Below are 11,867 nucleotides of genomic sequence, written 5' to 3' on the forward strand. Positions count from 1 at the left end.
CGTTTATAATATAGTTATGCTTATATCCGCAGATCGCTTCCTTAATATTCCCGTCATGAGCCTTCAGACGGGCTCCGAACTGGCGCGAACATCGCGGGAAATTATCAATCCGAAGAATCTGTCTATAATCGCATATGAGCTCGAGGGGCGACTTTTGGACCAACATCCTAGTTTACTTCGCATTGATGATGTCAGAGAAATTGGGCCGCTCGGTATGATTATTGATTCAACCGATGAGATCATAGGCATTGATGATGTTATTGCTATAAAAGAAATTTATGAAATCAATTTTGCATTAAAAGACAAGTTGGTTATTGATGAAAAGAATAAGAAAATCGGAAAAGTTATCGGATATACGTTGGCGGCTGGGAATTTTATTATACAACAGCTCCGAATTCGGCGACCATTCTTGAAAAGTTTTGGCGACACAGAGCTACTTATTCATCGTTCTCAGATTGTAAAAGTGACCGATGATAAAATCGTTGTAAAATCAGCAACTATCTCGCATATAGCCGAAAAAACACCTATTCCGCAGATAAATTCATACGAAAATCCATTCCGCAAGCAGCCTCGTCCACAACCAGAATCTACGAAAGTTGATTAATCTTTTGGGCTTTCAAGAGCCTTCTTAATGTCGTCGTAAGAAAAACCCTGCCTAGCCAAATATTGCATAAACTTCTGCTGGTCGCTATATCGATAACGTTTTTTAGCAATGACCTTCCGCAATTCCTCGTCATCAGAGCGAATATTCTCTTTAACTAACGACTCAATCGTTGTATTATCAATTCCCTTTTGCGCCAACTCCAGCTTCAAACGACGAATACTGGCGCCTTTTTTCATGAACCGCTGCTCAAACCAAAATCGAGCAAATTTTTCATCGTCCAAATATTTCTTTTCAATAAGACGATCCAAGACGCGCTCAGTAATCTCCGGCTTCACTCCGGGACGTTCAATAATTTTTCCAGTTTTCGTTGAACGTCGACGAGTGGCCAGCGTTTTACGACGCAGATAATCGCGCACTTCTTTGATGGCTCGCGGACGCATTAAGCAGTACTCTATGGATCTAGCATATAACTTGCCAAACTGACTATCGTCTTCTAGCCTCGAAATTTCCTCTTCCGTATATTCGCGACCGATCTTAATGCCTAGTTCGCCGACCTGAAATACATCCAAGCTAAAACGATATTTCCCGTCAACGCTTACATTGACACGATTTTTATCACGAGTCTGAAGAGAAATATCGGTGATTTTCATCTATATATGAATTAACTTTCCGTTTCCTTCACTTTATCACGCACTTTCTGATCAATTTCCACCAGAACCTCAGGATTTTCCTTCAAATAAGTCTTCGTCTTATCACGCCCCTGACCAATCGTTTCACCGTTATATTTATAAAACGCACCCGACTTTTCAACTATACCGTGCGTTGCCGCTAGGTCCAGGATATCGCCAGTTTTACTAATTCCCTCGTTGTACATGATGTCAAATTCAGCCACACGGAACGGCGGTGCAATCTTATTTTTCACAACCTTAATTTTTGTGCGATTACCAATAATATCATCGCCAACTTTGATCTGACCAATTCGACGAATATCAATTCGCTGCGACGCATAAAACTTCAACGCATTACCGCCAGTTGTCGTTTCAGGATTGCCAAACATCACGCCAATTTTCATACGAATCTGATTGATAAAGATCACCGTGGCTTTTGATTTATTGATAATTCCCGTCAATTTACGTAGAGCCTGACTCATCAATCGAGCCTGAAGACCCATATGAGAATCGCCCATATCGCCATCAATTTCAGCCTGTGGCGTCAATGCGGCCACTGAGTCAACTATCACCAAATCCACCGCGTTCGAACGAACCAACGTCTCCGTAATTTCCAATGCTTGCTCGCCGTTATCTGGCTGAGAAACCAACAAATTTTCCGTGTCCACGCCCAGACGCTTAGCGTATGCTGGATCGAGAGCGTGCTCAGCATCAATAAACGCCGCCGTACCACCCTGCTTCTGGATTTCAGCAATAGCGTGAAGCGTCAATGTTGTCTTACCCGAGCTTTCTGGACCATAGATTTCTATGATACGACCTTTTGGATATCCGCCGCCGAGCGCCAAATCCAAACTCAAAGCGCCAGAAGGAATTACTTCAACATCGACTTTATGAGCCTCGCCCAATTTCATAATTGATCCGTCGCCAAACTGCTTGGTAATTTGATCCATTGCTAGACCAAGCGCCTTAAGCTTACCTTCATCAACTTTTTTATCCGATGCCTGACTTGACTTTTCTGGATTTACTGTTTTACTGTCTGATTTTGCCATAGCATTCCCTCCTTAGTTACTTCCTTTATTATACCGATTTGTCGCAAGATTTGCTATAATTACATTCATGAATAAGCGAAACGGTTTTACTATTATTGAACTTTTGGTTGTAGCGACTTTCTTGATTATTATCGCAATCTTAGGTTTCTCACAATATACAAAATTGACCAACGAATCAAACAACGCCGAAAAACGCACCGCGATTAACGCTATGCATTATAGCCTGGAAGAAGGTTTTTATGTTAAAAATGGCTATTACCCAGAGAAGTTGGAAGAAGGTACGCTTCCGACTATGGATCCCGCGTTATTGAAAGATCCACAAGGTAAGAAAATTGGCGAAAAAGACAGCAGTTATCGTTATGAATCTTCAAATTGTAATGACGGAAAATGTAAGTCATATAAACTCGTTGCGACGCTTGTCGATGAAGATGACTATATAAAAGAAAGTCGCCACAAATAGTTAGCTAATCATCACAAACAGGACGGCCATTCTTAAAGTCTTCAATGGCATTATTGATTATCGCAATTTGCTTGCGTGGATTTGCCACAAAATGGAATATATATGTCGTTTCTTCACCCTCGGTGCTGAGGCGAATCGTGCCATAATTGAAAAGAGTCTGAATAATGCCTGATTGGCGGAAGCTTGCATCTTCAATACTGCCTAGGCTCACCGTTTGCTCGTGCCTATAAAATAAGCTACCCTGGATTTCCTGAATCACACTTTCGTTGGTCATGTAAAAATGATTCTGCAAATATATCCACAAAGACACCGCACCACCAAGTGCAACCAGCCCAATAAGCAACATTGCCACGCCAAACACATCGGTTAGTGACGGCATTGGCGAAATAATCGAATCTCGAGCAATTGACGGATAAAACATCACAAACACCATGATCATCCCCACTAAGAAAACCGAGATTCCTGTCGGGATTAGCATGCCAATTGGATGACGTTTAATGTCCAAAATAATATATTCGCCTTCGCTCAAATTGAGATTCGGGTATTGTTGAACTGATTTTTCATGTTTTTGCTTTAGGTCGTCACTGATAGTAAACGGTTTCGGGTCAATATCCCTGGCAACATGTACGACTTGCGGTTCATTAGCATACTGACTACGCAATCGCGGATCAAAATTCTCCCCATCAATAATTTCTGGCCTTACCGTCACGTAAGAATTCGTCTGCGCCACAACCGGAGCTGGACGACCGGTCTGTGGTGGATGATGGTACAGTGGTCGACCATCAGCATCGTACGCAACAGGCTGCGTTAAATCTTCTGATGGAGACGTTTGTGGATTCATGCCTATATTATAGCATGATACGCCTCAAGGTGTGCTTGTTTTTTACCGCCAGCACCCAGTTAGACTTGCCGGTTCTAACTAAACCACAAAAAACCAAGGAATACGATAACTATTTTTCCAAATGCCGCTTCGCTTTAATTGTCACTCGACGGCCACGCGGCGTACGCTCAATAAACCCAATTTGCAGTAAATATGGCTCATAAAAATCCTCAATTGTCGTCGCCTCGTCACCAGTCAGTGCCGCAATTGTTGTTAAGCCAACAGGATTATCGCCATAATTTTCCAAAATCGATTGTAATAAATTACGATCAGCCGGATCCAAGCCCAACTCATCTACTTCCAGCATCTCCAAAGCGTTGGTTGTAGTTTTTACGTCAATTATTCCGTCGCCATTAACGTCGGCGTAGTCACGGACGCGCTTAAGAAGTCTATTGGCAATACGTGGCGTCAAGCGTGCTCGTGTTGACAATAGATTCGCCGCTTCACTTCGAATTGACGATTCCAAAATCTTCGCACTACGCGTCACAATTTTCGCAATATCTTCTGGCGTATAAAATTCCAAGCGGTAAATATGCCCGAACCTATCACGTAAAGGTGCCGCCAAACTTCCCGTTCGCGTCGTCGCACCAATCACCGTAAACCGCGGCAAATCCAATCGAATTGATCGCGCTGCCGGACCTTTTCCAATCACAATATCCAGCTTAAAATCTTCCATTGCTGAATACAAAATCTCCTCCACTGATCGCCCCAACCGATGAATCTCATCGATAAACAGAATATCACCGTCCGACAAATTAGTCAGAATCGATGCCAAATCGCCCGCTTTTTCAATAGCCGGACCGCTGGTAATTCGCAAATTCGTACCCATTTCATTAGCAATCACCGTCGCCATAGTTGTTTTACCAAGCCCCGGCGGACCGTATAATAATACATGATCCAACGGCTCGCCGCGCTTTTTAGCCGCATCAATCGCCAAGCGCAAATTACGTTTTAATCTTTCCTGACCAACATACTCAGAAAAACTCTGCGGACGCAAACTAACTTCAATTCGCTGTTCTTCAGAATCATCATCATGCGAACTTGTATCAACTATTCTTTCAATTGCCATACACTAATTATATCATTTGTAGTACAATAGGGGTGTCTACATCTAGAACCAGGCGTTTTGAGCGCATTGTTTACGTGCATAATGGGCAGCCGTTATCGAGCGTAAACTTGCGTTCTAGGTGTAGACAGCCAAATTTAACGGCTGTCCTTTTTGTTGGGCGGCACATCTCATAGGAGGGGATGATGAACACAAGCGAGAAAAAACCAATTTTTAAGAAGGTGTGGTTTTGGGTAATTATTGTTATTATTGTGATTGGAGTATCTAGCGCATCGCAACAGAACAAAGCCACTGTCGTCAATACAAACAATAATAACGCTACTTCGGAAAATAAACCAACCGAAAAAACTACTTTCAAAGTCGGCGAAACTATCGCTTTCGACGGCAAGGAGGTGACTGTTAAATCAATTGAGCGCAATTGGAAATCAGATAACCAGTTTATTAAGGCTAATGACGGAAAAGAATTCGTTAAAGTGAATGTGTCAATTGTCAACAAATCAGATAGCGAGCTATCATTTAATACGTTCGACTGGAAAATTGAGGATGCGAATGGTGCCATTGAAGGGCCAAGCGGCACAGCCTTCACTGCAAGCGACAACCTAGGGTCTGGCGACCTAGCAGTCAACGGCAAAAAAGAAGGTTCTGTCATATTTGAAGTAGCGAAAGATTCAAAAATTAAAATTCACTACCAGCCTTCATTTTGGTCAAATAAAAAAATTATTATTGAGCCGTAAGAAAACTAATTATCATTACGAGGACGCTATTGCTTTTAGCGTCCTTTTTATTTCTTCAGCGCCTCAGTTACTCGCTGAGATGTCGGCAAATTGACATCGACATTTTCAAGCGCCTTAGTGGCATCCGCTAATGTATAGCCCAAAGCCATCAACGCCTCCAAGGCCTCATCAGAAGTGTTTAATTCAGTCTGTAACGGAGCTTCCGTTCGGCCGTAATGAGTCGGTAAACCAACTTTATCACTCAAATCAACCACCACTCGCTCGGCGGTTTTTTTGCCGACGCCAGTGGCCTTTTGTACAAAGCTGCTGTCAGCATTAGCAATAGCATTGCGCACTTGCTCGGCATCACCCAAGCTCAAAATAGCCAGCGCCGCCTTTGGGCCAACCCCCTGAACCGTGATTAGCATCTCAAACAATTTTTTCGCTGCCAAACTAGAAAAGCCAAACAATTCCTCCGACTGTTCGCGCACGTGATGATAAGTATAAAATTTTACTTCTTGATCTAATATCACCGCGTCAAAATCATTAGTCGCCACGCTAACTTCATATCCAACACCGTGAACATCAACAACTAGCGAGCCATTAAACTTCTCAGCAACTTTTCCAAAAACATGTGCAATCATATTTCAATTATACCCGATTCATCGCCGCGTGTGTAATTGCTGCAGCCAAAGCATCCGCGCAGTCATCCGGCTTCGGAACATCTTTCAAACCCAAATTAAGGCGCACCATTTCCTGAACCTGCTTTTTATCAGCCTTTCCATAACCGGTCAAAGTCTGTTTTATTTGCAACGGTGTATATTCAGCAATCAGCATTCCGGCTTTTCGCCCAGTCAACATCGCCACACCACGAGCCTCCGCTACAGAAATCGCCGTCGTAACATTGCGCGCAAAAAATAGCTTTTCAATCGACATAACATCAGGATTTGTTTCGGCAATAATTTCTGTCAGGCTATCAAAAATATCTTCAAGCCTTTCGTCAATTGGCGTATGTGCTGGCGTCGTCACAACTCCCGCCGTGACCATCTTGAACTTACCGCGAGAAAAATCAATCACGCCAAACCCTAAAATCCCCGTTCCCGGGTCAATCCCGATAATTCTCATATCTTTATTATAGCAATTATTTGCCGTTAGCGGATTTAATGCTTTCGTGGATTTTTCGTACAAATTGCGAAATTTCCCACCGCCATTGCCATACGCCGTAACCGACGGCCAGTAAGCTCACGCCACCAAATACCCACCAACCCCAAGTAGCACCAGCGACTTGCTTAACTTCAGCGGCCGCCGAACCAACAGTCGGCATACTAGCCGATTTTATCTTTCTGCATCGCTTAGTCTGCGGATTACGCTCAAATCCTTCTGGGCATTCTTTTGCTATATCGTCAGTGGAGGCAATTTTCTTACATCGACCCGTAGCTGAATTGCGGAATTGACCTTCTGGGCAAGGCTTCAAAGTTTTTGCCGCAGCCGATGCGATAGATCGGCATCTGCCAGTTTCTTCACTACGATAATAGCCATCTTTACAGGGCGTAATAGTTTTTTCCACTTCAATTTTTCGACAACGGCCAGTTTCTGGATGACGATATTGACCGGCGGGACAAGAAACCTCAATGGGCGGAACGGAAATTTTCACACATTTACCCAACACATTTCGCTCGTAACCACTCTGACAGTCTGGATATTCCTTAAAGATATTCTCAGAATTTTCAGTTATCATAAACGTTTGCATCCACTCATCATCAATCAAACTCCACGAAGAGCTTTTCGATAACTTCTCATATTCAGCGGAATCAATTTTCGAGCCAGCCTCATCCAGTAAATAAACTTTTCCTTTTGTTTTTGGCAATTTCAGATTCGTATTTTTTATTTTGATCGTTAAAAATTCGCCAGGATTTAATTCGATGTCACCAATATTTTCACGAACGCCAGAATCACCAACTGTCAATTTACAGCCTGTCGTAATGACGGTTTTTTCGCCAGAATTGATAATTTCAATGAATTGTTCATCAACATTCGACGCGATTTCACTTAACTTCAGGCCTTCACATTTATTCAACTCCTTTGGAGATTCAGATTTGGAATCTGGGGTTTTGCAATTTGGTCGCGAATACGGCACAATTTCCTGATTATCAAAACCTTTACTCGACAAAAAAACAGTGGAATTATTTTTCGAATCAATAATATTTTCACCAACAAAACAGCGCCAAACAATTTTCACACCGCCTTTAATTGGCGAACCTGCAGACTTTGAATTACTCCCCCAACCAACAGTATCTGCGACCGACCCGTCCGAGCGCAACAACACGACCGATCCATCGCTCTGAGCCAAACCTAAATTATTATCAAACTTTATGGCGCCTGCCAACATCTTATCGTTCGACAAAACCAAAAATCCGTTCGCTAAGATTACTTCATCCTTGAAAATTTTTCCAACGGGTTTAGCGCTAGATCTAGCATAATACTCTATTTTCCAACCAGCCAAATTAACATTCTGATTCGTCGGATTATAAATCTCAACGTATTTTTTGTCCTGACTAATCTTTGAAATTAATATCGGCGCATTTTCTTCTGTGCTTTTATCTGAATTATCTGTTTTTGGCGGCTCAGATTCGGAATTTGATTCAGGCTTTGGAGGCTCATTGGCAATAGGATTTTCATTCGAGTCATTTGTAGACGGATTTTCCGGTAGAGTCTCGGGATTTTCACTTGATTGAGAAGGTGAATTACTATCGATCTGTTCCTTATCAACAACTGAATCTTTTGCTTCCTCAGTCGATTTAAGACTATTATCAACAGTCTGAGCGTCATCAACTTTCGACTCTTGAGTAGCATTTGAAGCACCTTCCGCCAAAACCAACGGCGACGGCATTATTAGTGCCGCGGCTAATATCATAAGTAGTGTGTTGCGCAAATATTTCATGCTCGCTCCTTGCTTATGGTTAATCATCTTTAGTTTAGCGTACTTTTTGTCAAATTAAAAATCGCCCCAGAAAAGGAGCGATTACTTAAAGCGATAATTTTATTCCGCCGTGATATCCGCATTTGTATGAACGTTCACAACGTCATCCAAATCGTCCAACGCATCAATCATCTTCATCAATTTCTGCGCAGTTTCCATGTCGGCAATTTCTATCGGCGTATTGGCAATATATCGCAGTTCCGCATCTTTAACCTTCAAGCCTTGCTCAACCAATTTATTTCGCACACTCGCCAAATCTTTCAACTCCGTATACACGATAATCTCACCGTCTTCCTCGACAGCATCTTCGGCGCCAGCGTCCAAAACCGCTAGCAACAAATCTTCCCCGCTGCCTTCGATAGTAATGACGCCTTTGCGCGTAAATTGGAACGTCACACTACCAGCATCAGCAATTCGCCCGCCATTTTTAACCAACGCAGTTTTTACCTCTGGCAATGTTCGATTGCGATTATCTGTCGCCGTTTCAATAATAACACCCACGCCGCCAGGACCATAACCTTCGTAAGCAATTTCTTCCAAAGCCGCCGCACTCTTATCTGCCACTCGGTCAATTGCTCGCTGGATGTTTGCGCTAGGCATATTTGCAGCCTTAGCTTTTTCAATTGCCATCGCCAAACTCGAGTTCAGCGCTGGGTCTGTGCCGCCACGTGCTGCAATAGCAATTTGATTACCCAATTTCGTAAAAATCGCGCCGCGCTTAGCGTCAACAATCGCTTTTTGTCGGTGAGTTGTAGCCCATTTACTGTGTCCTGACATAATTTCTCCTAAAGTTATTTGCTATTTCAATCTGTTACTATTATACACTACTCCACAATATTTATCTTAGCGAGGTCTAATTTAGTTTGCTTTTTCATCCAAATCATTGCCAAAATTAGCGCCACATATAAAACCACACACTGCCACAAATTGATACTAACTTCCATTTGAGCCCATTCAAATCCAGCCGTCCAATTGGTAACTTGAATCATATAGCCAAGTAGCCATGTCGTCGGAATTGCAATCAAAACACCAATCATCGGCACAAAAACCAGTACACCCGACATAAACGTCAGCAGCATCGCTAGCGGTACAAACGGCAAGATCAGCATATTCGCAATTAGCGCCACATTACTAATAACCCCAAAACTCATCATAAGTAGCGGCAATGTCATAATTTGCGCCGACAAAGTTTCAATTAAAATTTGTCGAAACGCGCCCGGCTCTTTATTGCCAAAAAAGTAAGAATGTAAAAGCGGCGCTAACATAATTACACCCGCAAACGAAGCAAAGCTTAATTGCCAACCCAAATCGCCCCAACCAAATTGCGGATTTATCAATAGCGTGATTGCCGCTGACACGGGAAGTAGAATCAGTGGATGAATTGTCCGACCATAATACCACGCCGCTAAACTCAGTCCCGCCACCAAGCCAGCTCTCGACATACTGGGACTTAATCCAGTCACCGCCATAAAGCCAATTATCATAACAGCCGCGCTGAGCATCGCTAAATATTTTGATCGCTTGGCAAATAATCGTCGCGCTAAACGAACTAAAATTGTTAAATTATAGCCGCTCGCCACCACGATATGCGTTAGTCCAGCAATTTTTAAATTGTCACTTAATTCAGCTGGCATAGCACGTCGCAATCCCAATAAAAATCCCAGCCCTAGCGCAGATTCAGACTCTGGAACGTGAGTGCGAACTCGCCCAGCAAACCAATCACGAACTCCCACCGCCACATCACCCGGAACGGGTCTTTCGGCACTAATAATTTTCGCCCGATATATGCTTGCTGAAAAAGCCCCAAATCCCGCCGTCATTTTGCCCTTAACTCTCACAATATCACTGCGCTTAATTGAGTTTTTATCTGGCGTCGTCACCCAAATTTGCCCTGGCAATTTTTCATTATTCATCCGCAAATTGCCTAGTCTAAGAACCGTTTGACTATTTTTATCGAGATCAGGATCCTCCGAAACTTGACCCTGGATAATTGCGACTTTTCCGATTAACGAATCATAAACCTCCACGCCTTTTCTGCCGATTTCACCGCGCCAAAGACCAATCAAAACTCCAGAAATAATTGCTAAAATCACAAAAAATCGCCAGCGCCAAATTGCCACAATTACGAAAATAGCCACCCCGACCAATAAAAATAATGGATTCGCCGCAAACGACCGCGGTATGTAATGGATGGAAATTACGCCAATTGTCAAACCGAGACACCACGCCGCCACCAGCCAAGAAATATGCAACTTATTAAATAGCCAACTATTCATACTTAAAGTATAGCTGGATCTAAAGCCATAAAAAAGACTCCGCCAAGGGAGTCGATTTCAAATTTGGAGGGTCCACCGGGGCTTGAACCCGGGACACCCTGCTTAAAAGGCAGGTGCTCTAACCAGCTGAGCTATGGACCCATTCGGAATATCCGCTTTCTTCATCCTAGCACAAACCAACACAAAGGTCAATGCTTAGCTAGTTTATGTCCGCCAGTATGTAGTGAAAAAATGTCAATTAGACCACACACCAGACCAAACGTAGCCACGTATCGCCAATTATTCGCAAAAATCTTATACAACTCCAGCGCCTGTCCGTCTAGTGATATATATTTTCCCAGAGGAACCACCAATAGCGCTGCTGTCAAAAACGCGACTCCCGCCGCAGAAACAATTCTCTCATGTTTTTTCTGATATCTAGGTCCGCTTAGAAGAAGCATAATTAACGGAACCAACGTTAAGACTAATCCCGAAATTACACCATTTGGCAATAAACCAGTTTCCAATTTCAAGCCGTCCAACACCCCCGTCAGCCAGCTGCCCCACCATTCTGATAGTAAAAATCCCGTCGCCAACGACAGTGCCAATGGACCGAATCTTCGAGATGAAACAAATGCAACCGCAAAAACCGTTACTAAAATTGCTCCAAATAAAATTATCACACTCATTTATCCTCCTCCAAATCAAATTTTACCTGTGACCCAACCGTGGCGCTCGCCTGCTTAGCAACTCCCGCCTTCACCTCCAATACGTACTTTGCCGGAACTGGTGGCGCATATTTTTCATGCGGCTCAGCGTCTGGCTTGACGTTATGTTTTACATAGACAACGCGCTTTTTATCATTAATCCAAATCATATCAACCGAAAACTTCATATCTTTCATCCACATTTTATGACGATCGTTATGATCAAAAACAAATAGCATGGCATAATTCTCATCAATTCCCAGCCTTCCGGACAGACCTTTCCGCTGCGATTCTTCGTCATTAGCAATTTCCGCACGAAGCATCGTCTTATTCAGGTAAATCATTTCCGTTTTTGGCGAAACCGTTCGAAAAGCATAAAAAATTGCCCCACCAATAACCATCAGCATACCGCAGATAAATATCCATTTGATGACAGTTTGAGTTACTGTCGAGTGACGAGGCTCGTCCATAAACCTATTATAACA

Annotated in this window: 14 protein-coding genes and 1 tRNA gene; 3 read left to right on the forward strand and 12 right to left on the reverse strand. The window is 43.0% G+C overall.

What is annotated here, in order from left to right; genetic code table 11:
- Window positions 1-55 precede the first annotated feature (55 nt).
- The gene (locus LRM41_RS03070; RefSeq protein WP_243819410.1) at window positions 56-604 is read left to right on the forward strand and encodes a PRC-barrel domain-containing protein; all 549 of its coding nucleotides are present in this window, start codon (window positions 56-58) and stop codon (window positions 602-604) included.
- Here the strand turns inward: LRM41_RS03070 and LRM41_RS03075 are convergent.
- Both LRM41_RS03075 and recA read right to left on the reverse strand, forming a co-directional pair.
- Window positions 601-1,254, reverse strand: coding sequence for a regulatory protein RecX (locus LRM41_RS03075; protein ID WP_243819411.1), 654 nt, complete (start codon window positions 1,252-1,254; stop codon window positions 601-603). The genes LRM41_RS03070 and LRM41_RS03075 overlap by 4 nt on opposite strands.
- Before the next feature lie 11 nt (window positions 1,255-1,265).
- The gene (gene recA, locus LRM41_RS03080; protein WP_275973500.1) at window positions 1,266-2,321 is read right to left on the reverse strand and encodes a recombinase RecA; all 1,056 of its coding nucleotides are present in this window, start codon (window positions 2,319-2,321) and stop codon (window positions 1,266-1,268) included.
- A gap of 67 nt (window positions 2,322-2,388) precedes the next feature.
- Between recA and LRM41_RS03085 the strand changes: the two genes are divergently transcribed.
- Entirely contained in the window at window positions 2,389-2,781 is a 393-nt protein-coding gene (locus tag LRM41_RS03085; protein ID WP_146423220.1) for a type II secretion system protein, read from the forward strand.
- Window positions 2,782-2,785: 4 nt separating this feature from the next.
- Here LRM41_RS03085 and LRM41_RS03090 read toward each other — a convergent pair whose 3' ends face one another.
- Together LRM41_RS03090 and ruvB are read right to left on the reverse strand one after the other, a co-directional pair.
- Complete coding sequence (locus tag LRM41_RS03090; RefSeq protein ID WP_243819412.1) at window positions 2,786-3,622, reverse strand: PH domain-containing protein; 837 nt, start codon at window positions 3,620-3,622, stop codon at window positions 2,786-2,788.
- A gap of 109 nt (window positions 3,623-3,731) precedes the next feature.
- Entirely contained in the window at window positions 3,732-4,730 is a 999-nt protein-coding gene (gene ruvB, locus LRM41_RS03095) for a Holliday junction branch migration DNA helicase RuvB (RefSeq protein WP_243819413.1), read from the reverse strand.
- Between the two features lie 179 nt (window positions 4,731-4,909).
- Here ruvB and LRM41_RS03100 point away from each other — a divergent pair, with 179 nt between their 5' ends.
- A complete protein-coding gene (locus tag LRM41_RS03100; protein ID WP_243819414.1) occupies window positions 4,910-5,461 on the forward strand; it encodes a DUF4352 domain-containing protein in 552 nt (183 codons plus the stop codon).
- 47 nt (window positions 5,462-5,508) lie between these two features.
- Here LRM41_RS03100 and ruvA read toward each other — a convergent pair whose 3' ends face one another.
- The 8 genes from ruvA to LRM41_RS03140 all read right to left on the reverse strand — a co-directional run bounded on the left by ruvA (window position 5,509) and on the right by LRM41_RS03140 (window position 11,852).
- Window positions 5,509-6,084, reverse strand: coding sequence for a Holliday junction branch migration protein RuvA (gene ruvA / locus LRM41_RS03105; RefSeq protein WP_243819415.1), 576 nt, complete (start codon window positions 6,082-6,084; stop codon window positions 5,509-5,511).
- 7 nt (window positions 6,085-6,091) lie between these two features.
- Entirely contained in the window at window positions 6,092-6,565 is a 474-nt protein-coding gene (gene ruvC, locus LRM41_RS03110) for a crossover junction endodeoxyribonuclease RuvC (RefSeq protein WP_243819416.1), read from the reverse strand.
- 16 nt (window positions 6,566-6,581) lie between these two features.
- Complete coding sequence (locus tag LRM41_RS03115; protein ID WP_243819417.1) at window positions 6,582-8,381, reverse strand: lamin tail domain-containing protein; 1,800 nt, start codon at window positions 8,379-8,381, stop codon at window positions 6,582-6,584.
- A gap of 99 nt (window positions 8,382-8,480) precedes the next feature.
- The gene (locus tag LRM41_RS03120; protein WP_243819418.1) at window positions 8,481-9,197 is read right to left on the reverse strand and encodes a YebC/PmpR family DNA-binding transcriptional regulator; all 717 of its coding nucleotides are present in this window, start codon (window positions 9,195-9,197) and stop codon (window positions 8,481-8,483) included.
- 47 nt (window positions 9,198-9,244) lie between these two features.
- Window positions 9,245-10,696: a ComEC/Rec2 family competence protein gene (locus tag LRM41_RS03125; protein ID WP_243819419.1), complete on the reverse strand. Its 1,452-nt coding sequence runs from the start codon at window positions 10,694-10,696 to the stop codon at window positions 9,245-9,247.
- 64 nt (window positions 10,697-10,760) lie between these two features.
- Window positions 10,761-10,837, reverse strand: a tRNA-Lys gene (locus tag LRM41_RS03130).
- A gap of 47 nt (window positions 10,838-10,884) precedes the next feature.
- The gene (locus LRM41_RS03135) at window positions 10,885-11,364 is read right to left on the reverse strand and encodes a hypothetical protein (RefSeq protein ID WP_243819420.1); all 480 of its coding nucleotides are present in this window, start codon (window positions 11,362-11,364) and stop codon (window positions 10,885-10,887) included.
- Window positions 11,361-11,852, reverse strand: a complete 492-nt coding sequence (locus LRM41_RS03140) for a DUF192 domain-containing protein (RefSeq protein WP_243819421.1) — start codon at window positions 11,850-11,852, stop codon at window positions 11,361-11,363. The genes LRM41_RS03135 and LRM41_RS03140 overlap by 4 nt, the downstream gene beginning before the upstream one ends.
- Window positions 11,853-11,867: the final 15 nt, after the last annotated feature.

The organism is Candidatus Nanosynbacter sp. TM7-087, assembly GCF_022828365.1.
Lineage (GTDB): Bacteria > Patescibacteriota > Saccharimonadia > Saccharimonadales > Saccharimonadaceae > Nanosynbacter.